At 31.2% G+C, this 26,318-nt stretch carries 25 protein-coding genes and 1 pseudogene; 21 read left to right on the top strand and 5 right to left on the bottom strand.

Annotated features, from left to right (window positions below):
• Positions 1–42 precede the first annotated feature (42 nt).
• From M2651_RS04615 to M2651_RS04595, 5 genes are all read left to right on the top strand, one after another.
• Positions 43–921: a glycoside hydrolase family 43 protein gene (locus tag M2651_RS04615; RefSeq protein WP_252131168.1), complete on the top strand. Its 879-nt coding sequence runs from the start codon at positions 43–45 to the stop codon at positions 919–921.
• A 13-nt stretch (positions 922–934) separates the two neighbouring features.
• Positions 935–1,897: an alpha/beta hydrolase gene (locus M2651_RS04610; protein WP_252131167.1), complete on the top strand. Its 963-nt coding sequence runs from the start codon at positions 935–937 to the stop codon at positions 1,895–1,897.
• A gap of 30 nt (positions 1,898–1,927) precedes the next feature.
• Entirely contained in the window at positions 1,928–3,634 is a 1,707-nt protein-coding gene (locus M2651_RS04605; RefSeq protein WP_252131166.1) for a glycoside hydrolase family 3 protein, read from the top strand.
• Positions 3,635–3,852: 218 nt separating this feature from the next.
• Positions 3,853–4,266, top strand: a complete 414-nt coding sequence (locus M2651_RS04600; RefSeq protein WP_252131165.1) for an acyl-CoA thioesterase — start codon at positions 3,853–3,855, stop codon at positions 4,264–4,266.
• Between the two features lie 169 nt (positions 4,267–4,435).
• Positions 4,436–6,148: a DUF4153 domain-containing protein gene (locus M2651_RS04595; RefSeq protein WP_252131164.1), complete on the top strand. Its 1,713-nt coding sequence runs from the start codon at positions 4,436–4,438 to the stop codon at positions 6,146–6,148.
• A gap of 197 nt (positions 6,149–6,345) precedes the next feature.
• Here M2651_RS04595 and M2651_RS04590 read toward each other — a convergent pair whose 3' ends face one another.
• A complete protein-coding gene (locus M2651_RS04590; protein WP_252131163.1) occupies positions 6,346–6,525 on the bottom strand; it encodes a hypothetical protein in 180 nt (59 codons plus the stop codon).
• Positions 6,526–6,840: 315 nt separating this feature from the next.
• On the opposite strand from M2651_RS04590, the gene M2651_RS04585 reads away from it, so the two are divergent.
• The 11 genes and pseudogenes from M2651_RS04585 (at position 6,841) to srlD (ending at position 17,272) form a co-directional block, all read left to right on the top strand.
• Positions 6,841–7,815 (top strand): hypothetical protein, encoded by a 975-nt coding sequence (locus M2651_RS04585; RefSeq protein ID WP_252131162.1) that lies wholly within the window; start codon positions 6,841–6,843, stop codon positions 7,813–7,815.
• Positions 7,778–8,443, top strand: a complete 666-nt coding sequence (locus M2651_RS04580; RefSeq protein WP_252131161.1) for a hypothetical protein — start codon at positions 7,778–7,780, stop codon at positions 8,441–8,443. Before M2651_RS04585 ends, M2651_RS04580 begins: the two co-directional genes overlap by 38 nt.
• Positions 8,427–9,422 carry a hypothetical protein gene (locus M2651_RS04575; protein ID WP_252131160.1) on the top strand — a complete coding sequence of 332 codons (996 nt, stop codon included), beginning with the start codon at positions 8,427–8,429 and terminating at the stop codon, positions 9,420–9,422. Before M2651_RS04580 ends, M2651_RS04575 begins: the two co-directional genes overlap by 17 nt.
• The gene (locus tag M2651_RS04570; RefSeq protein ID WP_252131159.1) at positions 9,395–10,360 is read left to right on the top strand and encodes an AAA family ATPase; all 966 of its coding nucleotides are present in this window, start codon (positions 9,395–9,397) and stop codon (positions 10,358–10,360) included. The genes M2651_RS04575 and M2651_RS04570 overlap by 28 nt, the downstream gene beginning before the upstream one ends.
• A gap of 117 nt (positions 10,361–10,477) precedes the next feature.
• The gene (locus tag M2651_RS04565; protein ID WP_252131158.1) at positions 10,478–11,791 is read left to right on the top strand and encodes a DUF58 domain-containing protein; all 1,314 of its coding nucleotides are present in this window, start codon (positions 10,478–10,480) and stop codon (positions 11,789–11,791) included.
• Positions 11,792–12,006: 215 nt separating this feature from the next.
• Positions 12,007–13,977: a BglG family transcription antiterminator gene (locus M2651_RS04560; protein ID WP_252131157.1), complete on the top strand. Its 1,971-nt coding sequence runs from the start codon at positions 12,007–12,009 to the stop codon at positions 13,975–13,977.
• Complete coding sequence (locus tag M2651_RS04555) at positions 13,974–14,378, top strand: transcriptional regulator GutM (RefSeq protein ID WP_252131156.1); 405 nt, start codon at positions 13,974–13,976, stop codon at positions 14,376–14,378. The genes M2651_RS04560 and M2651_RS04555 overlap by 4 nt, the downstream gene beginning before the upstream one ends.
• A 36-nt stretch (positions 14,379–14,414) precedes the next feature.
• Positions 14,415–14,996 carry a PTS glucitol/sorbitol transporter subunit IIC gene (gene srlA / locus M2651_RS04550; RefSeq protein WP_252131155.1) on the top strand — a complete coding sequence of 194 codons (582 nt, stop codon included), beginning with the start codon at positions 14,415–14,417 and terminating at the stop codon, positions 14,994–14,996.
• 40 nt (positions 14,997–15,036) lie between these two features.
• Positions 15,037–15,997, top strand: a pseudogene (gene srlE, locus M2651_RS04545) (PTS glucitol/sorbitol transporter subunit IIB).
• Complete coding sequence (locus tag M2651_RS04540) at positions 15,981–16,394, top strand: PTS glucitol/sorbitol transporter subunit IIA (protein WP_252131154.1); 414 nt, start codon at positions 15,981–15,983, stop codon at positions 16,392–16,394. The pseudogene srlE and the gene M2651_RS04540 overlap by 17 nt, the downstream one beginning before the upstream one ends.
• 101 nt (positions 16,395–16,495) lie before the next feature.
• Positions 16,496–17,272, top strand: a complete 777-nt coding sequence (srlD, locus tag M2651_RS04535; RefSeq protein ID WP_252131153.1) for a sorbitol-6-phosphate dehydrogenase — start codon at positions 16,496–16,498, stop codon at positions 17,270–17,272.
• A gap of 96 nt (positions 17,273–17,368) precedes the next feature.
• On the opposite strand, the gene M2651_RS04530 is transcribed toward srlD, so the two are convergent.
• Together M2651_RS04530 and M2651_RS04525 are read right to left on the bottom strand one after the other, a co-directional pair.
• Positions 17,369–18,370 (bottom strand): patatin-like phospholipase family protein, encoded by a 1,002-nt coding sequence (locus M2651_RS04530; RefSeq protein ID WP_252131152.1) that lies wholly within the window; start codon positions 18,368–18,370, stop codon positions 17,369–17,371.
• A gap of 155 nt (positions 18,371–18,525) precedes the next feature.
• Complete coding sequence (locus M2651_RS04525; protein WP_252131151.1) at positions 18,526–19,482, bottom strand: stage II sporulation protein M; 957 nt, start codon at positions 19,480–19,482, stop codon at positions 18,526–18,528.
• Between the two features lie 62 nt (positions 19,483–19,544).
• Between M2651_RS04525 and M2651_RS04520 the strand changes: the two genes are divergently transcribed.
• From M2651_RS04520 to M2651_RS04505, 4 genes are all read left to right on the top strand, one after another.
• Positions 19,545–20,237: an RDD family protein gene (locus tag M2651_RS04520; RefSeq protein WP_252131150.1), complete on the top strand. Its 693-nt coding sequence runs from the start codon at positions 19,545–19,547 to the stop codon at positions 20,235–20,237.
• Between the two features lie 193 nt (positions 20,238–20,430).
• Positions 20,431–20,802, top strand: coding sequence for a GntR family transcriptional regulator (locus M2651_RS04515; RefSeq protein WP_252131149.1), 372 nt, complete (start codon positions 20,431–20,433; stop codon positions 20,800–20,802).
• Positions 20,802–21,677: an ATP-binding cassette domain-containing protein gene (locus M2651_RS04510; protein WP_252131148.1), complete on the top strand. Its 876-nt coding sequence runs from the start codon at positions 20,802–20,804 to the stop codon at positions 21,675–21,677. Before M2651_RS04515 ends, M2651_RS04510 begins: the two co-directional genes overlap by 1 nt.
• Positions 21,678–21,691: 14 nt before the next feature.
• Entirely contained in the window at positions 21,692–22,450 is a 759-nt protein-coding gene (locus M2651_RS04505; RefSeq protein ID WP_252131147.1) for a hypothetical protein, read from the top strand.
• A gap of 87 nt (positions 22,451–22,537) precedes the next feature.
• Here the strand turns inward: M2651_RS04505 and M2651_RS04500 are convergent, their stop codons facing one another.
• Together M2651_RS04500 and M2651_RS04495 are read right to left on the bottom strand one after the other, a co-directional pair.
• Positions 22,538–23,668 carry a GerMN domain-containing protein gene (locus tag M2651_RS04500; RefSeq protein ID WP_252131146.1) on the bottom strand — a complete coding sequence of 377 codons (1,131 nt, stop codon included), beginning with the start codon at positions 23,666–23,668 and terminating at the stop codon, positions 22,538–22,540.
• A gap of 169 nt (positions 23,669–23,837) precedes the next feature.
• On the bottom strand, positions 23,838–25,007 hold the full coding sequence (locus M2651_RS04495; protein WP_252131145.1) for an aspartate aminotransferase family protein: 1,170 nt from the start codon (positions 25,005–25,007) through the stop codon (positions 23,838–23,840).
• Between the two features lie 155 nt (positions 25,008–25,162).
• Here M2651_RS04495 and argC point away from each other — a divergent pair, with 155 nt between their 5' ends.
• Positions 25,163–26,200, top strand: a complete 1,038-nt coding sequence (argC, locus tag M2651_RS04490) for an N-acetyl-gamma-glutamyl-phosphate reductase (protein ID WP_252131144.1) — start codon at positions 25,163–25,165, stop codon at positions 26,198–26,200.
• Positions 26,201–26,318 lie beyond the last annotated feature (118 nt).

Raw genomic sequence — 26,318 nt, 5'->3', positions numbered from 1 at the left:
TAAAAATTAGTAAAAATAATTATAGATTAGAGAGGAATTTCTATGAAAACAAGCGAAATAAATATTAGAGATCCATATATCTTAGTCCATGAAGGAAAATATTATCTTTACGGCACAAGAAGTGCAACAACCTGGGGACTTGCGGATGGTTTTGACTGCTATGTAAGTGAGGATTTGGAGAATTGGGAAGGTCCAATAGAAATATTTCATAAAGATGAAGACTTTTGGGCGGATAGAAATTACTGGGCGCCAGAATGTTATTACTATGAAGGAGCCTTTTATTTAGTAACTACCTTTGGTTCAAAGGATAGAATGGGCATACAAATACTTAGGTCAGATTTTCCAACAGGTCCTTTTAAAGTGCACAGCGAAGGTCTTGTTACTTTAAAGGAATGGAAGTGTCTTGATGGAACTCTTTACTTTGATAAAAAAGGAACCCCCTATATGATTTTCGGGCATTCTTTTCAGGATGTTCCAAATGGAAATATGTGTGTTATTGAGCTTTCGAAGGATTTAAGTGCTGCAATTAGTGAGCCTAAGCTTCTCTTTGAAGCTTCAAAAGCGCCGTGGACTGTGCCTATACCTTTTGCAAAAAAGGCTTTTAATTTAGATGGTAATGTATATTTAGTAGACGGACCATGTATATATAGAACGGAATCAGGAAAACTTTTAATGCTTTGGTCAAGCTGGGGAGAAAAAGGCTATGCAGTAGGAATAGCTTATTCAGACAATGGAGAAATTGATGGGAAGTGGCATCATGTAGAGACACCACTTTATGGAGAAAACGGTGGTCATGGAATGTTGTTTAGAAATAAGGAAAATGAGCTTATGTATGTTCTTCATTACCCAAACGATTTATATAAGGAAAGACCGCAGTTTAAGAAAGTTAAAGAAATAGATGATACATTAATTTTAATATAAGGGAGGAAAAACAATGATTTCAGAAGTAATTAAATTTTATGAAGACCGTGAAGATGTAACTTTAACAACCTATGTGATTTCTGATTCACCAGAATTATTAAATGGGAAGAAAAGACCTGCAATTATTATTTGTCCTGGAGGAGCATACTTAGGCTGTTCTGACAGAGAAGGGGAGGCAGTAGCTTTAAGATTTGCTTCCATGGGATATCATGCCTTTGTGCTTAGGTATTCTACGTATTTTGAAGGAAAGATGGGTTTTCCTGAGCTTGGAGCAGAACTTAAGGTAAATGAAAAATGTGTGCATCCGACACCTATGAGAGAAATAGGAAAAGCTATTCTTATTCTAAGAGAGAATGCAGATAAGTGGCTTATTGATGTTGATAAAATAGCAATTTGTGGATTTTCAGCAGGTGCTCATAATTGTGCAATGTATTCTGTATACTGGGATAAGCCTATAATAAGCGGATATTTTAATGAAAGGCCAGAACTGTTTAGGCCTGCAGCTGCAATTCTTAGTTACACTTTGAGCGATTATGTGTTTATGCGTGATTTTCCAAAGGGGCCTATGGAAAAAGGACTTTTTGCTGCAGCTAACGTAGCCCTTGTAGGATGTGAAGAACCGGATGAAGAAAAGCTTATAGAAATAAGTCCTGCACTACAGGTATCAGAAAATACACCACCGATGTTTTTGTGGGCAACAGCTGAGGATACTTTAGTTCCAGTACAGCATACCTTAAGAATGGCTCATGCTCTTGCAGACAAGAAAATTCCTTTTGAGGTCCATGTTTTTGAAGAAGGGGCTCATGGTTTAAGTCTTTCAACTCAGGCCACGGCTAAAGCAAAGACACAAGTATTGCCAGATGCTTCAAAGTGGGTTTCTATGGCTGAAGCATGGCTTGAAAAGAGATTTGCTCTGCCTCTGGAAGAAATAGCGCCTTGGGAAGCTATGGAGCAGATAAATAAAGAGAAATACTAAAGAAACTTTCTTCAACAGGAGGAAAATTAAATGATTAACTTAAAAGCAAAACCATTTTATTTAAAAGATGAAGATATTAAATGGGTAGAGGAAACTCTTAGCTCAATGGATATAAAAGAAAAGGTAGGTCAATTATTTTGTCCTGTAGGTGTAACAGATAATAAAGAAGAGTTGAAAGGTTTCTTAGAAAACTTTAAGCCAGGCGGAATTATGTATAGACCAGGTGAAGGGAAGAAGATTCAGGAAATTCACAGATTCATTCAGGAAAATTCCAGGATTCCTCTTCTTATTTCAGCAAACCTTGAAGCTGGTGGAAATGGAATTGCAGCTGATGGTACTTACTTTGGAAAACAGATGCAGGTAGCTGCTACAGATGACGAGGAAATGGCTTATAAATTAGGTGTAGTTGCAGGAAGAGAAGGCAGTGCGGTTGGATGTAATTGGGCTTTTGCACCTGTTGTAGATATTGACATGAACTTTAGAAATCCTATAACTAATGTTAGAACCTATGGCTCCGATGCTGAAAGAGTTTTAAGAATGGCTAAGGAATATATGAAAGGAATAAGTGAAAATGGTATAGCAGTATCTATTAAACATTTTCCAGGTGATGGTGTAGATGAGAGAGACCAGCATCTTTTGACTTCTGTTAACACTTTGTCAGTTGAAGAGTGGGACAAAACTTTTGGGAAAGTTTACAAGGAATTAATAGAAAGCGGAGCTCAGACAGTTATGGCAGCACATATTATGCTTCCTGAATATTCAAAAAAACTTGCTCCAGGTATAAAAGATGAAGACATAAAGCCGGCTACTTTAGCACCAGAGCTATTAAATGGACTGTTAAGAGAAAAGCTTGGTTTTAATGGATTAATTGTAACTGATGCAACACCAATGATTGGTTTCACCGTTGCAGAAAAAAGGGAAATAGCAGTACCAAAGGCAATAGCATCAGGCTGCGATATGTTTTTATTTAACAAGAACCCTGAAGAAGATTTTGAATTCATGATGAAGGGTATAGAAAATGGAATACTTACTTTAGAAAGAGTTGATGAGGCAGTTACCCGTATACTTGCTCTTAAAGCTTCTTTAGGTCTTCATAGAAAGAAGGAACAGGGAAACATTGTGCCAGGGGAAGAAGCTTTAGCTGTGTTAAATTGTGAAGAGCACAAGGCGTGGGCAAGAGAGTGTGCAGATAAGTCTGTTACTTTAGTTAAGGATACTCAGAACCTTCTTCCAATTACACCAGAAAAATATAAAAGAATAAGACTGTATGTGCTTGGAGATAGTGAAGGCGGCTTTAAAGAAGGTGTTGCGGTAACTCAAAACATAAAAACTGCATTAGAAAAAGAGGGGTTTGAAGTTTATCTTTATGATGACAAAAATTTAAATTTCAGAGAAGTATTTGCAGGAAGTACTAAAGAGTTAAAGGAGAAATATGATTTAGCATTATATATTGCTAACTTAGAAACTGCAAGTAATCAGACTACTGTAAGAATAAACTGGGTACAGCCCATGGCTGCCAATGCTCCTTGGTTTGTTAAAGAACTTCCTACGGCATTTATTTCCTTTGCAAATCCTTATCACCTTTTGGATGTGCCCATGGTTAAGACCTTTATCAATGCTTACTCTTCAAGTGAATTTGTTGTAGAGGCTGTACTTAACAAGATAACTGGAAGATCAGAGTTTAAAGGTGTAAGTCCAGTTGATCCATTCTGTAATTTGTGGGAAGCTAGGTTATAAAATTATATAAAGTAATATAAAAAATTAAGTGAAAATATAGTATACAAGCTGTTTGTGTACTATATTTTTTTTGATTAATATATATTATATTCATTTATTTCTGCTATAAATAATGCATTAAAAATATGAATGTGATTGCAGGTTTCCAAGCAGAAAAACAAAAGATAATTTATGATATAATATATACAATAATAAAATACAGAAGGGATGTGTTAAGTTTGTGTGTAAATGAAACAAGAGTAATTGTCAGATATGTAGAAACAGACAAAATGGGTATAGTACATCATTCTAATTACTATGTTTATTTTGAAGAAGCAAGAACACAGTTTATTAAAAAGAGCGGCATTAGTTATTCAGAAATGGAGGAAAGCGGTATAATGCTTCCTTTAGTTGAAAGTAATTGCAGATATATACAGGGTGCAAAATATGAAGACGAACTAATAATAAAGACTTGGATTAAAGAATTAACACCAGTTAAAGCGGAATTTAACTATTCAATTATCAGGGAAAAAGATCAGAAGGAAATTGCAAAAGGAAGCACATTACATGCTTTTGTGGACAATAATTTTAAAATAGTTAATATAAAGAAAAAGTATCCTGAGATATTTGAAAAATTACAATCATTAATATAATAAAATAAGAAAAGTTAATACTTGTAAAAGTTATAGAACCGGTAATTGTTTACTGGTTTTATTTTTGCAATTAATTAGTGAAAAACAATAAATAATTATTGGATTTATATAAATTATATTGTATGATGAATATAAGTAAATTATGGAAAATAAGCAATGGAGGTATTTTATGAAGCTATTAATCAATATTAAATCAATGTTCATGGCACTTTACTTAAGCGTAAAAAGATTTCCATTTACAATTATATTTTCAGCTTGTGTTGCTGCAGTATTAATTATTATTTCTGAAAATCCAACAGATAAGGATAACCTAGGAAAAATAGCTATGGTGCTTGCCCTTGGAATACCTGTGTCGCTTTGTATAAGGCTTTTATTTGAAAGACTTAATAAGGAAAAAACTTATACTTTGATTATTAGTTATGCAGGTTCCTTATTACTATTATTTACTTATTACAGCCTTTTACTAAAGGATTTAAGAATGGTAAGTATTTCCAGATATGTAGCTGTAAGTCTTGCTTTATATCTTACCTTTATTTTTATCCCCTATTTTCCTAAAAAAGACCAATTTGAAATGTATGTCGTTAAAATTGCAGGGAATTTTTCTATAACTGTAATTTATTCTGTTGTACTTTTTGCAGGGCTTTCTGCAATACTGTTTACAATAGATAAGCTTTTAGGAATAAGGATAGATGAAAAAGTATACTACTACACTTGGCTTATAGTTGTATTCATATTTGCAGTAACTCACTTTTTAGCTAAAATACCTCTTAAAAATGAAAGTTTGGCTTCAAAGATGTATCCTAAACCTTTAAAAGTATTGCTGCTTTATATTGTAATGCCTCTTATAACAGTATATAACTCAATATTGTACATTTATTTTGCAAAAATAATTATAACTAGGCAGTGGCCCGTTGGATTAGTTGCAAATTTAGTACTCTGGTATTCAGTTGTAACTGTTATAGTATTATTTTTAATATCTCCCATTAAAGAAGAAAAAAAATGGTCTCAAATATTTGTAATATATTTTCCTAAAGTAATACTGCCTGTTTTAGCAATGATGTTTGTTTCAATATTTATAAGGATAAATGCCTATGGTATAACAGAAAACAGATACTATGTAATAGTTCTTGCCGTTTGGGTAACCTTTGTAATGATTTATTATTCAATAAGAAAGAAAGTTGTTAATATAATAATTCCATTAATTTTGACAGTACTTGCAATAGTATCAGTTTTTGGTCCTTTTAGCAGCTTTTCTGTATCAAAATTCAGTCAAAATAAAAGATTGAAAAACCTGCTTTTAAAAAATAATATGTTGTCAGACAGTAAAATACTGGCATCTTCAAATGTATCTAAGGAAGACAGAATTCAAATAAGCAGCATTATTGATTATTTCAATAGAAACCATAGTTTAACAGAAGTAAAGAATCTTCCAGCTGATTTCAAGATTGAAAATATGGATAAAGTGTTTGGTTTTAGTTTTGAAAATCAGTATGTTTTAGAAGGAAGTTATTTTAATTTTGTACTGAATAATTCTGAAGGACCTTTAGATATAAAAGGCTACGATTATATTTTTGATGCCAGAACTTTAAATTCTAAATCAGGAAATTTGCACGCTTTTTATGACTATGACTCTGCTGTAGTTAAAATAAGTTATGAAGGAAAAGAAGTTTATTTAAAAGATTTAAATACTTTTACAGATGAACTTATTAAGAAACATGTAACAAATAGTTCAGAGAAGTTGTTGCCAGTTAAGGAAATGACTTTTACTGATGAAAATGAAAAAATAGCAGTAAAATTTATATTTTTAAATATATCGGGAAATTTAAAAGAAGCTCGTCAGGCTAAAGGGTTTGAATTCTATATGGCAGTTAAGATTAAATAATTTTTATAAAAAATTAGACTGCACTATTTAGGGAACATCTTTTTATGTGTTTACAGTATAAAAATTGCAATTAATAGAAACGTAATTAAAACAACAAACCTCTATTTAGTTGTTAATACATACTAAATAGAGGTTTTCTTTAATTTATTTAATCATATGCAGGGATTTTTGCAAATTACTTTTAAGGTTCTTACATATTACATGGACTTAAAGAGTGGAAGGCTTAACAAAATATTGCGTATATTGCTTACTGCGTTTCTATAATTTCCATTTAGTTTGTTGTAATTACGTTCGTTTCTATAAAACTCATCACCTAGAGACAGCTGTTTTTCGTATAACTCATAATTTTTTAAATAGTCATAGTCTGAACTGAACATATATAAAACACCTCCAATAAAAGTTATAATATGTAAGTTCTATTGCATTTATTTAAAATATTGAAATTTTCCTTTCAATTATATGATAATACATGACGGAAGAAAAAGCAAGAGTTTTCAAAATAAAATTAATATTTTGAAGAAATATTTTATAAATAAATTTTAAGACTGAAAGTAATGTTTGTTTTTTGGTAAAAAAGGAAATAGATTGATAACTTAAGATTAATAATATTATAATAGAATTACATAAGTATCATCAGTATAAGGAATTCAAATATATTTTTGTCGACAGGTTAAATGAGAAGGAGGTTAATCATGGAAATAATGACTTTATCAGAAATTATGGACAAATCTATAGAAATATTAAAAAAATATATGCAGACTATAGTTGTCTTTACTTTAATTTATGGAATTATTATTTTTATAAGTATTTTCATACTCATTATTATAGGTGGAATTTCTATAGGACTTTCAGCAGTTTTTATTAAGAGTCCTGTGCTTATAGGAATGATTATAGCACTTCTTACAATTGTAATAATGACTATTTCTTTTACTCAATATATAGGAATGATTAAAATCTCCAGTCAGGAATATTTTAAGGAGAAAGTTCTTGTAGACGGTGCCCTTAAAGTTTCTTTTAAAAACTTTTTTAAGACAGCAGGAATAGTTATATGTGCCATAATTTTATTTATTCCAGGCATAGCCGCCTTTGGAGGAATAGGATATGTGCTTTTTAAAGCTCTTAATGCTGCCTTTTCTGTAAGTAATAGTATTGATATAAATGTAATTCTGCTTATGATTGCTGGGGCTGCAGTTTTCATTTTTGCAATATTTGTTGTATTTGGCTACATAACCTGGTTTTCCTTTGCCTTTCATGCAGCAGTAATAGAAAAAAAAGGAGTATTTGCTTCAATAAAAAGAAGCTTTTCATTAGTTCACAGTAACTTTTGGAAACTTTTTGGAACAACTCTTTTAATAACTATAACTCTTTATGCTGTAAGAATATCCATTAACAGCTTTTTCGCTCTTTTAGGAAGTGTAGTATTCTTAATATTAAGGCTTTTAAATTTTCAGCAGGATTTTCTTGCTGCAATAGGGGCAGCGGCAACTTATCTTCAATTTCCATTAAGCATAGTATACTGGCTCATAGTTTCGCCTTTAGGATACATTATGTTAACTTTTTTGTATTTTAACCAAAGATTTAAAAAGGAAGGCTTCGATTTAATATTAAAGTTAAAGGAAATACAGAAAAATGATGAAATTAATAGCAGCATCCCAAATAGAATTTAATAACACTATAGATGATATATTGCAAAGACCAGAATATAGGCATCTTAAGAATATATTAAGAGATTTAATAGAAAGAATAAAGGAAAGTCTTAAAAATTGGTTTATTGACTTTTTAAAAAGAACTTTTTCCAATATGAAGAATGTAACTTCTTTAGCGGATAGGCTTTCAACTATATTTATGATTATTGGAATACTTGTTATAGCAGGTATTATTATACTTATAGCATTAAAGATAAACAGAAGCTTAGAGAAAAAGTCCAGAATTAAAGAAATTTTAGGAGAGAAGATAGACAGCAGGACAACACCAGACAGCTTAAGAGAAAAGGCAGCAGAGTTTATAAAATCTGAGGATTACAGGCAAGGCGTAAGATATGAATTTATAGCACTTCTGCTTTTAATGCATGAGAAAAATATAGTTTATTTAGATGAAACTAAAACTAACGAAGAAATTTATAGTTATTTAAAAACACGAAAATTTCCTAATTTAAAAAGTTTTAAATATTTAGTGGATATATTCAATTCTTCCTGGTATGGACAAAAATCTGTTGAAAGTACCGATTACAGCAATTGGAATAGAATCGTAAGCCTTTTATGGAATGAGGTGATGAATTATGAAGAAAAAGCTTAGCAGAGATTTAATTTTATTTATAATTCTCATTCCACTGTTTCTTATTGGAGCATTTTATCTTTCAAGCAGGGTAGAAAATAATCTGCCGAGTTATATTGTGGATAATAAAGGACGGTTTGGTTATAGTATATTTTTTCAAACTTTAAAGGAACTGAAGCATCCCGTAGATAAAACTACAGCTCAGGTTCCTTCTCAGGATATTAACAGCGTTCAGATTGTAGCTGAAACAGGAGGTTTCAACGCAAATAGTGAAGAAGTTGAAGCTTGGATTAAAAATGGTGGTACTTTAGTTTATCTTACTCCTGTGAATATTCAGTTTTTAGCATATGGAGAAGTACCAGAGATTAAAGGCAGCTTAAAAATTTATAATCACGGAAAAGGCAAGATTATTGGTGCTGATATAGACTCTATAACTAATAAAACTTTAGCTTTAAGAAAGGATAAAGCTTACGAGCTTTATAGCGAGATAACAGTTTTAAACAAAAAAATATATTTTAATGAAAGTCATATGTATGTCCAAAAAGTTCAAAACACGCTGTGGGACTTTATACCTGTTCAAATAAAGTTTATTATATATCAATTAATATTTGTGCTTACAGCAGTTATTTACTATAAAAGCAAGCGTTTTGGAAAGCCTATACCCTTTTATGAGGAAACAGAGAGAACTGAAAATGAATATCTGTACTCTGCAGCTGCTCTTTATAAACAGGCTGAATGCTGGGACTTAATGTTTGATATATATTATAAAAGTCTTTTAAAGGAACTAAATTGTTCTAAGGAAGATTTTCTAAAGTATTGGGATAGAGAGAAACTTCCTTCCTTGAAAAAGGCTGAAAAGGTATATGAATTTGCAAAAAAGAACAATTCTAAAAAAAGCTCTAAGGAGTATATGCATATAATCAGTACAATAGAGAGTTTAAGAAAAATTTTAAGTAAGAGGAGAGAGTTATATTGGAATACTTTGAAAAAAATAAAGTAAACGAAATTATAGAAAAGATAAATACAGAATTAAAGAAGGTTATTATAGAACAGGAGGAGCTTATAGAGCAGTCTTTAATAAGTTTAATTGCTGGAGGACATGTGCTGCTTGAAGGAGTGCCGGGGCTTGCTAAGACACTTATGGTTAAGGCTCTTTCAAAAGTAATTTCCTTAGATTTTAAAAGAATTCAGTTTACTCCAGATTTAATGCCGGCAGATATAACAGGAACTAAAATCTTTAATATGCAGACTAGAGAGTTTGAACTTAAAAAAGGACCTATCTTCACTAACTTTATATTAGCAGATGAAATAAACAGAACTCCCCCAAAAACTCAGGCAGGGCTTTTAGAAGCTATGGCAGATGGAACGGTTTCAATTGAGGGGGAAAGTTTTACTCTGCCAGCTCCTTACATGGTGTTTGCTACACAAAATCCTCTTGAATATGAGGGAACTTATCCTCTTCCAGAGGCTCTTGTTGATAGATTTTTGATGAAGATTATCATTGATTATCCTTCAAATAAAGGAGAAATAGAAGTTTTAAAAAGACATCATGAAGGTTTTTCAAGTGTAGATTTAGATAAAGCTAACATTAAGGCGGTTTGCAGCGGTGAGGATATATTAAGATGCAAAGAGGTAGTTCAAAGAGTTAAAGTAGAGGAAGACCTTTTAAAATACATAGTAAATATTATTTCAGAAACCAGAAATAATGAAACTATTGATATAGGAAGCTCTCCAAGAGGTTCTATTGCACTCTTACAATGTGCAAAGGCTTGTGCAGCCTATAATGGACGTGATTACGTTATTCCAGAGGATATAAAGAAAATGGCTATCCCAACTTTAAGACATCGTATAGTTTTAAAGCCGGAGCTGGAGCTTGAAGGAGTTAAGAGTGAGCAGGTGCTTAACGATATACTTTCAAAAGTAAAAGTGCCAAGGTAAATTTCAAAGTAAATCTGCTATTTAAACTTTAGGAAAATTTTAAGAAATATGAGAATTTTCCAGCTTAAATACAGATTTATTAAATGAAATTAACTAAATAGAGAGTGAGTGATAGTTTTGAGTGTTACAAAACGTTTTGTGTATATATTGAGCCTTGGACTTATAATATTGACTCTTTCAGTATTTTTAGGAGTTTACCTTAGCTTTTTCATAATTTACAACCTGATTTGTGCTGTACTTCTTATAATAGATTACTTTATATCTCCTAAGGAAAATTCTATTGAAATTGAAAGGATTGGAGATGAAAAATTATCTATTTATGAAAATGAGGCTGTAAGTTTTAGTGTATATAATAAAAATGATTTTGAAATTTATGTAGAGCTTAAGGATGAAATGCCAGAGTTTCACTTTAAAGCTTCTGAAAAGATAATGAAAGGTAAAGTGCCTCCCCATGAAAAAAGAGAATTTTACTATATAGTGGTGCCAAAGAAAAGAGGTGCCTTTGTCTTTAAAAATGTTCATGTTAGATACGAAGGAAAACTAAAGTTATGCATGAAGATGTTCAAGGTAAAACTTGAAAGAGACTATAAAGTTTATCCTAATATTAAAAATTTGCGTAAGTATAGGCTTACAATAACGAATAACAGAAACCTCAGGGATGGTCAGAGAAATTTGAAAATGCTAGGGAAAGGGACTTCCTTTGAAAGTTTGAGAGAATATGTAACGGGAGATGAATACAGAAAGATTAACTGGAAGGCAACAGCAAGGGGACAAAGACCTATAGTAAATCAGTATGAGCCTGAGAAAAACCAGCATGTATATATATTTGTTGACTCAGGAAGACCTATGAGCTACACAGTAAGAGGAAATAGAAAGCTGGACTTAGCTATTAATACGGCTCTAGTGCTTTCAGAAGTGGTAAATCAAAATGGTGACAAATCTGCACTTTTATTATTTAACACTAAAGTAAACAGTATGATAATGCCTGGAAAGGGAGCAGGACACAGAAATACAATACTAGAGACTCTTTATCACATTGAGTCTACAAATCTAACGTCAAATTATGATGAAGCTTTTTATTATTTTAAGAGAAATGAAAGGCATAGAAGCATAATATTTCTATTTACAGATTTTGAAACAGTAGAAGAGGCAGAAAGTATGCTTAAAGTGCTGCCTATTATTTCTAAAAATAATTTAATTATTATAATAGTTATAAAAAATGAAAGTGTAGAAAGGATAGCATCTGATAAAATAAATAATACTGAAGATTTGTTTAATAAAGGTGTTGCTCTTGAGCTTTTGAATGAAAGAAAAAAAATAATAAGCCTTTTAAATAAAAGAGGAGTGCTTTGTATAGAATGTGAAGCGGAAAAACTTGAGTATACTGCAGTAAATAAATATATACAGGTTAAGAATAAAAGTTATATGTAATAGTGAAAAATAGATTTATAAAATAAAAAAGCCAGCAATACTATGCTGGTATTTTTTTAGATAATTATTTGTTAAGTTATACATAAACAATAGAATTCATAAGTTAATTAAAAATTAGTTTAATTTTTTCACATTGAATTTTGAAAAAATATGTATTAATTATATATGTTATATATATTAAAATATAATCAGATAGTATAGAGAGGAAGATGTAGATGGAATTAAGTCTGATTGATAGCAGACTACTGCAGATACTAGTAGCAGCTAATCAAAAAGAATATAATACCATAGATGATTTTGCTGAACTCCTTGGTGTAAGTACGCGAACAGTAAGAAATTATATTTCACAACTTAATGACTTATTAACTCCAAAAGTTTGTCAATTAGAAAATATAAGAGGATATGGATATAAGCTTGAAATTTATGATAATAAAAGTTTTGAGGAGAATATCTTGCCTTTATTATTAAAGAAAAATGAAAGGCAGTTATTAAATACACCAGAGGAGCGAATCAAATATATCATAAAAAGATTGGTAAATTCCATTGATGCTATTACAATAGATGAACTAGCAGAGGAAATTAATGTTGGCAGAACTACTATTATAAATGATTTAAAAAAGCTGACTAATGTATTAAATATATATGGTGTTGAGGTTAAAGGAAAGCAAAATGGTGGTATTGCTATTAAGGGAAATGAGCTTTGTTTAAGGCTATTTATTTTGCATTGGGCTTGTAAAGGTTTAAATAATGTAGGTGCAGCCGAATATTATTTTGGAAACATAGATAGCAGACTATATAAAAATATTGAAAGTTATATAAGGGAATTATTTGAACATAGTAATGTAAATCTAACTGATGAAACATTAAGAGGAATAATGACATATGTTACTGTAATGATAATAAGAAATAATGCAAATAAGTGTATAGAAAAAATAGAAAATAAATATGAGAAGATTAGTCTGACTGAGGAGTACATTTTAGCACAGAAAATAAAAGAGAAAATTGAAAAAGAATTTAAAATTAAAATTAATCATAATGAAATTATATTTTTAACTCTTCCTATTTTAGCAAGAAAGGCTCCAATTGAACACGATAAAATGGAAGATATTAGAGTAAACCCTTATGTAAAGCACTTAGTAGATAAAATATTGGAAGAGGTTTCTTCTGTTACAGGCATTCAAATTAAATATGATAGAGAGTTGATACTAAGTCTTGAGTATCATTTAAACTTTACTTTAAATAGACTGACTTTTAATATAAGTACTAATAATCCTCTCTTAAAGGAAATTAAAAGTTGTTATCCATTACCCTATGAAATGGCTAAAATAGCCGCAAAAACCATAGAAAGAGAATGTAATGTAAAAGTGAGTGAAGATGAGATAGGATATATAGCATTGCATTTTGGAAGTTATATTGAAAGGAGTAATCAGAAGTTTTCTAATATAGAAAAAGTGGCTTTAGTCTGCGGGACAGGGTTAGGAACAGCCAGGCTTCTCTACATAAAGCTTAGAAAGCTTTTAGGAGAAGGAAAGATTATAAATACTTTTTCAGATATAAATTTAACAAAGGAACTGTTAGACAGCTATGATGTTATATTTACAACAGTTAATATTGGAATAGATACAGAAGCACCAATAATTAAGGTATCTGCTTTATTTAATGAAAATGAACTTATAAAAGAGATAGAAAAGAAATATTACAATAAGAAATATAATTCTGAAATAACTGAACCAGGACTTTCACTAATGCAGATGACTATAAAGGAAAATATGTTCTTTTTACTTAATAAGACAACTTTTATTGACAATCTTTCAGATATGCTTGATAAAATTATTAATCTTGGGAATATAGATAAAAATTTCAAAGAGAGAGTTATCGAAAGAGAATTAAAGTCTCCAACTGCTTTTGGAAACTATGTGGCTATACCTCATGCGGTAAGTGAGCAATCAGATAAAATAACTTTATCTATGGGGATTTTGGATAAGCCTGTTAACTGGGGAGGAAACGAGGTTAAAATAATAATTCTTATGATAATACCTAAGGATAATATAGATCACGACTTGTTAATCAAAACTTATGAAGAATTACTTAAACTATGTCAAAACAAAAAGCTTATTGAAAGCATAAGCAAAGCTAGGACTTATATTGAATATAAAACTATACTTCAAAAGGAGATTATCTCATGAATCCAGTATTAAAATTGATTATTTTTGGAACTGCTATGTGGATACTTAACTTCCTTTTTGGACTTATGCAAATAAAAAATTTCAATAATAATTATATAGAAATGAGAAAGAGAGGCAGAGTTGCTATAGGAAGAAAAAAAGGAAATTTTCAAGCCGGAACAATTATAATGCTGCTTCTTGATGAAGAAGATAGAGTTGTAGAGGGAAGAAAGATGCAGGGTGTAACAGTATTTTCAAAAGTTAAAGAATTTTATGGACTTGAAAGTAAAAAGATAACGGAAATATCTGAAGAGGATATAAAAGGATACAACAAATTTATGAGGTTAGCAATTTTAGACGCTATAAAGAACTTCACTGCTTTTAAGGGAGGTGAATCTGGACAAAAGAGTGAAGCTGTTTAATCAAATTAATTCATATTTTTAAGGAGGTATTATAAAATGGGTGCATTTTTTCAATCACTAGCAAATGGTTCAGACTGGTTTATGAATCTATTTAGAGAGGGAGGAAAAACTTTTGTAAGCTTTGTAAATGGAATAGTTCCTTTATTAGTAGCATTACTTGTTGTGATGAATGCTTTAATCAAGTTTATAGGAACAGAAAGGATTGAAAAGCTTGCTAGAAAATGCGCTGCAAATCCAATTACAAGATACTTAGTGTTGCCAGTAATAGGTACATTCGTGTTTGCTAATCCAATGACATTATCATTAGGTAAGTTTTTACCTGAAAAATATAAGCCAAGCTATTACGCAGCAGGCAGTTTCTCTTGTCATTCTATGAATGGATTATTTCCTCATATAAATCCAGGTGAGTTATTCGTTTTTCTAGGAATAGCTAATGGAATAACTCAATTAGGATTATCTACTTCGGATTTAGCTGTTAGATATTTTTTAGTAGGTATGATTACAAACTTCTTTAGAGGATGGGTAACTGATTTCACTACTACCATGGTTGAAAAACAACAAGGTATTAAACTAAAGACAACAGTTGATATTACACATAGCAATAGTTTTGCAGGTTAATTTATGAAACTTAAAGTTTATGACAGGAAGGTGAATAAATATGAGCTATAAAAGAGTAAAAATTACCAGAGGTTCAGGTGGTTGGGGCGGACCTATAATTATACAACCAAATGAAACAAGAAATAAAATAGTTTATATAACAGGTGGAGCAAAACCAGAAGTAGCAGTAAAGTTAGCAGAATTAACCGGCTGTGAGCTTGTAGATGGATTTAAAAATGGCGTTAAGGATCATGAGATTGCTTGTGCAGTTATAAATTGTGGAGGAACTTTAAGATGTGGAATATATCCACAAAAGAAAATACCAACAGTTAATATAATGGCAACTGGAAAAAGCGGTCCGTTAGCAATGTTTATAAAAGAAGATATTTATGTTTCCGCTGTGAAAGTACAAAATTTAGAAGTATTAGATTAATAAAAATAGGGGGGTATTACAGATGGCTTATGATACAAATAAAAAAATAAGTGAACAGAGCCAAGGTTTAGTAGCAAAAATAGGTATTGGAATTGGTCATATTACGAGCATATTCTTCCAAGCTGGTAGAGATACAATTGATACAGTAATTCATACAATACTTCCATTTATGGCATTTGTTGCTACACTAATAGGAATTATAAATGCTTCAGGAGCAGGAAAGTGGTTTGCAAACCTATTAACTCCATTAGCAGGAAATATATTAGGATTAATCATAATATCATTAATCTGCTCATTCCCATTGCTTTCTCCATTCTTAGGGCCTGGTGCTGTTATAGCTCAAATAGTAGGTGTGCTTATAGGTGTTGAAATTGGTAAAGGAAATATTCCTCCTCACTTAGCACTTCCAGCATTATTTGCTATTAATGCACAAGCTGCTGCAGATTTTATTCCAGTAGGTCTTGGACTAGCTGAAGCAGAACCAGAAACAGTACAAGTTGGAGTGCCATCAGTTTTATATGGAAGATTTTTAACAGGGGCACCGACAGTTATTGTTGCTTGGCTTGCAAGCTTTGGACTATATAGATAAAAAGCATCCGCTTAAGGAAAGGATAATGACAATGGAGCTAATTTATAAGACAGTGGTGACTAACATAGGAAAATGTGCCAGTGAGTTTTTAAACCACAATATGTTCATAATTTTTAAAGAAAATGTTCCACAGGAGCTTCAAGATTATTGCTATATTCATTCTGATAATAATCTTGTGAAAGGTATAGAGGCTGACGATATTTTAATTATTGGAAATGAAAAATATAAGATTACAGCAGTTGGAGAGCTAGTTAATCAAAATTTGTTAGAGCTTGGACATATAACCTTTAAATTTAGCGGTGAAACTAATGCTGCTATTCCTGGAACATTATATTTAGAAAAAAAAGAAATTGTACCACCTGATAGCGGCACAATTTTGCAAATAATAAGAGCTTAATTAAATAACTATTAATTACTATTATATAGGATAATATGCTTTGAAGTCAAAGCATATTATCACGTTAGGGTAATATTCTAGATTACTAAGGGGGAACGGATATGAAGAAAGTTGCACTTGTAGTAGGAGGCGGCAGAAGTCTAGGAGAATATATTTCTAAGCATATGGCAGCAGAAGGATACGATGTAGCTGTTGCAGATATAAATTATGATAATGCAGTAAAGGTATCAAGGGAAATAGAAAATACAACAGAGGCTAGGAGTTTAGCTGTGGGTGTTGATGCTACTAACGAAGAACAAGTCAAATCTATGATTGATAAAGTAGTAGATAAGTTTGGAAGAGTGGACTTGCTAGTTTACAATGCTGGTGTAGCTAAAAGCAGTAAAATTACTGAATTTACATTAGATACTTTTAAGTGGTGTGTAGATATTAATCTAACAGGATATTTCTTATGTGCAAGAGAAGTATCTAAAGTAATGATTGAGAAAAATATAGAAGGATGTATAATTCAAATTAATTCAAAATCGGGTAAGGTTGGAAGCAAATTTAATTCTGGCTACTCTGCAGCAAAATTCGGAGGTGTAGGTTTAACTCAAAGTTTAGCATTAGATTTAGCAGACCATAAAATAAGAGTAATCTCTCTGATGCTAGGTAATCTCTTAGATTCAGATATGTTTGAGAGTTTAATTCCTCAGTATGCTATAAAGCTTGGCATAAAGGAATCTGAGGTTAAGCAATATTACATTGACAAAGTACCTTTAAAGAGAGGGTGTTCCTTTGAAGATGTTGCTAATGTATTAACTTTCTACGCATCAGAGAAAGCTAGTTATTTAACAGGTCAATCGATTAATATAACTGGCGGTCAAGTTATGTTTTAATATAATATTTTAAGCTAAGAGAACGACAAGTTTAATATTTGTCGTTCTTTATTTGTTAGGTTTTATTCCTATTGGTACTTTCGTGATTTTTTTAGTTCAATATTGGATATAATAAATGTTTTTATTTTCAAAATAATCTTCAGCAGCTTCATAACCTTGATTATATAAAAAGGTATAAGTTTCATCACCGGTATTTATATTAAAGTTCACAGGAGAAATTCCCATTGTGTCTATTTCTATAGATCTTTCAATGTCCTGAGCACTATTTCTATACATATCCTGTTGAATTTTTAAATAGCATAGAAAAAGGTTAGATATAAATTCAGGCATGCTGTTTATTGCTTCATAATTTATTTTGTTTTTAAATCTTAAACCTAAGGTTTGAGGATTTGCTTTATCAGTGTCAAAAATATTGATAGGATAGTTTCGCATAATACCGCCGTCAGAAAATACATGAGTTAGAAAATCTTTGTTTATATCATAGTTATTTATTTTGTTTGCTTCGAAAAACAGAGGAATAGACATGGATATTCTTACAGCTTCAGCAACTTCCATATCCGGAGTAGTTTCAAAGGAAAATATCTTAGTAGTTTTATAAGATAGGTCTGTACCAATTATATATAAATCTAGAAATGGGCGATTATTTTTATGGATGGTCGTATCTTTAAAGTCTTTAAAGGTATAGGGTGGAAGTTTTTTAGAGCTGTCAAACTGCAGAGCTATCTGTTCCTGAAGCCAGTTATAAAAGTATTTGGTGGAGTACCAGCCATACTTTTTAACTAGTCGATATACACATTCTAAGTCATCAAATATTTCATCCAGGTTTTTTCTGACAGCTGCCGGCATTCGAGTCAGCTCATTGATTTCCTCTTTTTGAGGTATTTTTTTATATTCTAAAGTATCCGTTATCTTTTTTATTTCATTAAAAGGCAGATTGAAGCTTAAAATGCAGGCTGTTATTGCACCGGCAGAAGTACCTGCTGTCCTTCTCACATCTTTTATAATATTATTTTTATACAAGTATTCTAATGCACCAAGATAAGAAATGCCTAATATTCCGCCGCCCTCAAAAACTAAATTGGTTATTTTTTTTGCCATAGCATCACCTCAATTAAATTTCAATTGCAGTATATGCAGTGAAAAGGATAAAGGTGAATAAAGGCAAATACTTAAAAATAGTTATTTCAAATATAAGGTAAATGAATTACAATAATATTATAACAAGCTTAAAGATAAGCTTTTAGGAAGACATTTTAATCTTTCTTTATAAAATATGGTATAGAAAAATAAGCTGTTAATATTATTGCCGTTATTCCTGCAAAAATAAGCTTTGAAATTTCGGAAATTTTTAGGGGAGTATAAAAGCCTTCAATAATACCTGCAATAATAAGCATAAGTACTATGCCCATAAGCAGTGAGGCTGCCTGTTTAGCTTCTTTTATGAGAGCATGTTTTCTTGTATGTTCTCCAGGAAGAAGCAAGCCTTTAGCTATCATAAGCCCTGCAGCTCCGGAGATAAATATAGCAGTAAGCTCAATAATTCCATGAGGAAGTATTAATGACCAAAAGTTTATCGGGTTTCCATATATATATACAAGAGCAGCTAATGAGCCAAGCATAGCTCCGTTGAAAAAAAGTACATATATAGTTCCAAGTCCTAGAGTTATACCATATACAAAAGCTTTTAAAGACACTATAATATTATTTACCATTATGTAACTGGACATAAGAGGATAGTTCCACTGTCCTTGACTATTTCCAGATGTTCCGCCTTTTATTCCTTCTGCATATTGCTGTGGGAGGAAAATCAGAGCATTATCGCTATTTATAGAAACTATTATAAGGCTTATAGCTGCACCAAGAACAAAAAAGCCAAAGGAGCTTAGTATAAACCATTTATAATCCTTTAAGAGTTTTGGAAAACCGTAGGATATGTATTGTATAAGTTCTTTTATTGAAAATCTTTTTACTCCGTAAACATAGCTTTGGCATTTTGAAAGCAGTGAGTTTAAGTAAGCAATTGTACTGCTTTGCGGGTAATGGGTTCTTGCGTAGGCTAAGTGATGGCTTGTTTGCCTGAATATGTTTAAAAATCTTTTTACTTCGCTTGAAGGCAGAGCTTTTATTCCTTTTTTATTTATAAGTGAAGTTATATTTTCAAGCTCTTTCCAAGTGATTGAGTTTGTTTTAATAAATTGTTCTTCTTTCAAAATTTTTCACCTCATACTTATTTTAGCAGAATAAAAAGATATTGTATATACAGGAGGTTTATATGAAAAAGATTAAAATTACCACCCCTGAGAATATAGAAGTTGAATACAGTCTGGCAGGCTTAGCTTCCAGAACTGCAGCAGCTGCTATTGATAGTTTAGTTCAATTTGCTGTTTTACTGTTATTAGGGATTGCCATAATTTTAATAGTACGATCCGCACCAGAATTCTGGGGGGAGTATTACGGCTGGATAATCGGAATATCACTAATTATTTTTGCTCTTATTAGTTATGGTTATTTTATAGCAATGGAGCTTAGCATGAATGGGCAAACCTTAGGTAAAAAGGTTCTAAAGCTGAGAGTTATAAGAAATAATGGTCAGCCTATTACTTTAAAACATTCTGCAATAAGAAACTTATTTAGAGTATTTATCGATAATTTTGGTGTAGGTATTGTGCTTCTGTTTTTTACAAAGGAAAATAAAAGACTAGGCGATTACGCAGCTTCAACTATTGTGGTGGCAGAACATAATAAAGAAGTGCCTGTAACCTTGGAGGCTCTTATGAGGGCTAATGAAAGGTATGAATATTATTTAACAAAAGAAGAACAGGAGCTTATTAGAGAGTACTACAGAAGAAAAAACCGTATGGATGATTATTCTCAGCTTAGAGAAGAACTTAAAAAGCATTTTACAAGAAAATTCGAAAGCATGCAGGTACTTAATGAGTTTGAAAATTTTATAAATGAATTATAAATTATAAACCTATTAGATAGTCAGTTTTCTAATAGGTTTAATTTTTTGCTTAGAAAAAATATTTATGGAAAGTATTGACATTGGTTTTTAAAAGTTATATAGTTAATTATATAAGTAATGAACTATACAACTAATTAATCATACTATATATTATAAATATTAAAAGTTTAAAAAAGTGAAGGTGGTGAGAAATATGCTTGATTTAAACTCAGACAAATCTATATATATACAAATAGCTGAGACTATAGAAAACGAAATTCTTACAGGTAATTTAAGAGAAGGGGAACAGGCCCCCTCTACTAATCAATTTGCTAAAGTATATAAGATAAATCCTGCTACTGCAGGTAAGGGATTAAATATATTGGTTGAAGAAGAAATTCTTTATAAAAAGAGGGGGATTGGGATGTTTGTTGCGGAAGGTGCAAGAAGTAAAATTTTAAAAAAAAGGCAGGCTGCTTTTTTTAAAGAGAAGGTGCCGAAGCTTATTAGAGAAGCTGATAGACTTGAACTTACGGTAGATGAAATAATAAAGGTTATTAAAGAATATAGCGGAGGGGAAAAATAATGGCTATTGTTTTGGAGTGTAATAATTTAAGCAAGACTTACGGTAAGGTAAAGGCAGTACAAGATATAAGTTTAAAATTAGAGGAAAACAAAATATATGGATTGCTAGGAAGAAACGGTGCAGGTAAAACTACACTTTTAAATCTTCTCTGCTCTCAAATTATTAGAGACAGCGGAGAGGTAAAGGTATTTAAAGAAGAAGTCTTTGAAAACGCATCAGCACTAGAGAAACTTTGTTTTGTAAAGGAAAGAGATTTGCCTATAGCTGATTATAAGGTAAACAGGATATTTAAAGCCGCAAGTATGCTTTATCCAAATTGGGATGAGGAATATAAAAAATATTTAATAAAAGAGTTTAAGATAGATATAAAGAAAAAATATAAGAATTTATCAAGAGGAAACAAAACACTAGTTAATGTAATAATCGGTCTTGCCTCAAGAGCAGCTATAACTATTTTTGATGAACCTTCTCTTGGACTAGATGCAGCAGTTAGAGAAAAGTTTTATAATCTGCTTCTTCAGGATTATGAAAATAACAAAAGGACTATTGTAATATCTACTCATTTAATTGATGAAGTGAGCAGTTTATTTGAAGAGATAATTATTTTAAACAATGGACAGCTTCAAGTTCAGGAAGAATTAGCTATACTTTTAGAAAAAGCTTATTTTTTAAGCGGCAGAGAAGAAAATATACTTCCTTTTTTAAAGGATAAGAAAATTATTCATAAAGAGTTTTTTGGAGCTACAGCTATAGTTGGAGTTTTTGGTAAATTAAGTGAAAGTGAAATCAGAGAGTTAAAACTAAAAAATATTGAAGTAAGTTCTATGCCGCTTCAGAAGTTATTTATTTATATTACAGAGAAAGCTTTAATTTAGGGGAGGGAGCAGCTATGAATGGATTAAAAAGACAATTAAAATTTCAAATTACAGACTGGAAAAAGGCTTTTACAATGTTTTGGTGTATTTTAATTGCTATAAATATTCTTTTATATATATTATCAATATATAAGAATGTGAGTTTTGGAGCTACAATTATTGAAGTGAAAAACAAGTATGATGAGATACCAACAAAAACAGTTTATATGAATGGTGCATTTGGAAACATTATTCCTATAGGGATTTTTATTATAGTGTACAGCATGGTTATGTACTACGAAACTTTTTCTACAGCTATAGGCTTCAGCTCAACAAGAAAAAACTTTTATTTAAGTAATATTATAAGCAGTTCTATGCTGTGTTTTGCTATGGCAATACTTGAAGGAACTTTGCTTAAGATAGATAAATATATTGTTAAAGCGATGGGGAAGCTACCTTTAAACCACATTATGTATTTTAATCTGGATAAGGATAATGTTATATTTGTAATATATATATTATTTTTACTTGCTATTGTATTTTGCTCGCTTTTTAACCTGATGGGAGCGTTGGTTTATAGATTTGGTTATAAAATCTGGATAGGTGCAGCACTTCTAGTTGTTCTACTTGGAAACATCAGTATAACGGGTGCTTTTCTAGGTAAGTTAGGTGTTTTTATTTTTACTTATGATAATTTTATTATGTTTTCACTAAGAATAATTATAACTACAGCTATACTATACGCAATAGCTTGGGGATTAGTAAGAAAAATGCCGGTTAAAAGTGAAAAATAAGAGTTTTGTATTTAGTTTAAAGAAAGAAGGGGTATGCTTCAGCGTAAACTGCAGCATACCCTTTATAGTTAGGCATATTCATAAATATTATTTTATTTTAACTGTATTTTTTGTGTTAACTTTAAAGGTTTCACCTTTTTTCATTTGTATGTGGCCAGAAGAATAAGGTTTGTTTTCAACGGTTATATAAACTTTAGTTACACCGTAGTATTCTCCAAGAGTGTTCACAATGGAATCCAAAATCATAGCTTCATAGCCGCTGCCAGCGTTCATTTCAGATACAAACTCCTTTGAAAAGTCTACGTAAACTACATCATTATTTAAATAAAGGCTCTTTATCTTAGCGTTTTTACTTAAAGGTGCGCCTAAGCCTTTTCCAGGTGATTCTTTTAAAATTTTTTCAAAGGTTATCTTTGTTATGTCATTAGTTTTAAAAGTCAATTTCTTTTCTGTATAGTATATTTTTTCATCATTAATGTTAGGGTAGTAAAATTTCACATTTTCAGTAAAAGAAGAATTTTCTGTAATTTTGCTTAAGCTGGATGTAACTTCCATGTCTCCAGAAATGTATACTGTTTTTATTAAACCAGTATTTTGGGCATAGTAATCTAGATTTTTATAGTCTTTTCCTTCCGTTGTTACCTCTATAGCTTTAAAGCTCCCAGCAGGTACAGTAACATCAACATCTACATTTGATATATATCTTTTTCTGCCGTCTGACAAAGTCCAGGATGTACCCTTTACAAGAGGTTCTTTTAAAATTATTTCATCTTTATTGCTCTGCTTTGAAGTAAAGTCTTCTCTGTAGTAAGCTTCTTCTTTTAAGAAAACTGTTTTAAGCTCTCCATCTTTAAGCTGAAGTACGCTTGCAACTACCGTTCCACCGTTATCTGTTCTTAATTGAATTTTATCATCTTTTATGTAGTCAACCCAAACTGTGTAGGAAGCATATTCGTTACCTTTTCCTTCATATTCATATTTTGTATTTGCTTTGAAAGGATAGATATCTTTTATACTGTAATTTGGAGTTTCGTTTTTTGTTGTTTCTGTAGAGTCAGTATTTTCTTTTTGATTAGTACTGTTCTCCTGTACACTGTTTTGATTAGCAGAAGATGAAATTTTGTCTTTAGTTTTATCGAGTATTTGATTTATTGTACTGCAGCCAAATAAAAAAGAAAAACAAATTGACAGTACAATAAAGGAAATAAGTTTTTTCATGTATCTTTCCTCCTTAACATGTTTTATTATTTATACAATGCATTTAGGGATATATGATTTTGTAAAAATTATCCATATACTAATATAACTTTAATATAATATACGCATAAAGTCAATAATTTGACAAAACAAAAACATGTGAAGAATTATCCTCACATGTTTTTGTTCTTTAAGCACTAATTTCTTTCATTACTTCTTCAAGAATTTTGAGAGCTTCGTCCATTTCCCTTAAAGTTACATTAAGAGGAGGAAGCAGTCTTATAACATCGCTGCCTGCTGTAACTACCAAAAGACCTTTTTCAAAGCATAGATTCATAAAATGTTTAGGATCCGTATTAAGGCTTATACCAATAAGCAGTCCCATGCCTTTTACTTCATTTATGATTCTGTATTTGTTTTTTAATTCTGTAAGCTTTTCTTTTAAATATAAGCTCTTTTCATCTATAGAAGCTATAACTCCTTCGTCAACAAGTTCTTTTAATACTGCAACACCAACTGCTGCAGCAAGAGGATTTCCTCCAAAGGTGCTTCCATGGTCGCCAGGTACTAAAGTAAGAGCTCTTTCATTAGCTATAAAAGCACCTATAGGAAGTCCGCCGCCTAAAGCTTTTGCTATGGCTATTACATCAGGAATAACTCCAAACTTTTTATAAGCAAAGAGACTTCCTAGTCTTCCCATACCACATTGAATTTCATCAAATATGAGAAGGGCATCGTATTTATCACAAAGTTTTCTGGCTTCTTCTAAAAATTCTTTGGTGGAAGAGTTAATTCCGCTTTCACCCTGAATTGGTTCGATAATCACTCCGCATACATTTTCATTAAAATTTCTTCTTAAATCATCTATATTATTAAACTTTACTTCTTTTACTCCGCCCAGCAGCGGCATAAAATCTTTTTGATACTTTGGCTGTCCTGTTACTGAAAGAGCACCCATTGACCTTCCATGGAAGGAATCAGACATATAAAGTATTATATTTTTATTTTCATTTCCCTTAAGCTTTCCATATTTTCTAGCTGTCTTTAAGCAGCCTTCTACTGCTTCTGTGCCGCTGTTGCAGAAGAATACTTTGCTGTGATCGCAGTTTTCGATTAACTTTTCCGCAAGAAGAGTATGCTGTGTATTCCAGTAATAGTTTGATATGTGAATTAGTTTATTGCTCTGCTTATTTATAGCATTAATTATTGCAGGATGGCTGTGCCCTAAGCAGTTTACCGCAACTCCAGATACAAAATCTATATATTCTTTTCCATTTACATCGTAAATTTTAGGTCCAAAACCTTTTTCAAAAGTAACATTAAATCTTCCGTATGTATTCATTACACTGTCTCTTGACATTAACTAACACCTCTCCTTGCTATTTTTCTACTTTTTATCATATATTATGTAGGAATAATTATACCCCTATGTTTATAATTATTCAATATTTTATTGATTTATTTTTTGTTTTGTAGCATAATTGTGTTAGTGATTAAAGATTATGAGGTGATTTTGTGATTAAAGCTGGTATAGTAGGAGCAACTGGATATGCAGGAGAACAATTAGTTTGGATATTGCATAATCATGCAGAAGTTAGTATAGAATTTTATGGTTCTCATAATTATGCAAATACTAAATTTAATGAAATATATAACAATTACTTAGGTTTTATAGAGGATAAATGCATTGATATGGAGGAAGCTATGAACAGACTTCATAAAATAGATGTGTTATTTATTGCTCTTCCTCACGGCAAAGCCTTTGATATAACAGAAAAGGCTTTAAGTTTAGGGGTAAAGGTTATAGATTTAGGTGCAGACTTCAGGATTGATTCAAAAGAAACTTACGAAGCCTGGTATAATGTTAAGCATGAATCGGCTTCTCTTTTAGAACAGGCAGTTTACGGACTATGTGAGATAAATCGAGAAAAAATTAAGGAGTGCAGTTTGTTAGCTAATCCTGGCTGCTATCCAACAGCTACGATATTAGGTTTAGCACCTCTTTTAAAAAATAAGCTTATAAAGCTAAATACAATAATAATTGACGCCAAGTCAGGAGTTTCAGGTGCAGGAAGGGCTGCCAATATTCCTACTCTTTTCACTGAGTGTAATGAATCAATAAAGGCTTATGGTGTTGCAAGCCATAGACATACACCGGAAATTGAGCAGGAGCTTAGTAAATTAGCAGAAGAGGAATTAATAGTTTCTTTTACTCCACATTTAGTTCCGATGAATAGAGGAATTTTATCTACTTGTTATGCTCAGTTAAAAAAAGAAACAACAACAGAAGAAGTGCTTGCTTTATATAAAGAGTTTTATAAAGAAGACTACTTTGTAAAGATAACTGACGGACTTCCTGAAACAAGATGGGTAAGAGGTTCAAATCTTTGCCATATCGGAGTAAGAGTTGATAAACGCACAAATAGAATTATAGTTGTATCGGCTATAGATAATCTTATAAAGGGAGCAGCTGGTCAGGCGGTTCAGAATATGAATATTATGTTCGGTTTTGAAGAAACTAAAGGATTAGAATTTATAGCAATGGCTCCGTAAAAAAATAAAATTAAATTTAGTAAATGTATTGTATTTTTATTAAAATAGCAGTATAATTATTCGCAGACAAGAGATTTTATGCAAAGCCGCATGTGGCGGCTGTATAAAATCAAATGAC

This window comes from Clostridium caldaquaticum, from assembly GCF_023806125.1.
Lineage (GTDB): Bacteria > Bacillota > Clostridia > Clostridiales > Clostridiaceae > Clostridium_AT > Clostridium_AT caldaquaticum.
The sequence above is the reverse complement of the archived record's forward strand: the minus strand, read 5'-3'. Positions and strand labels throughout refer to the sequence as shown.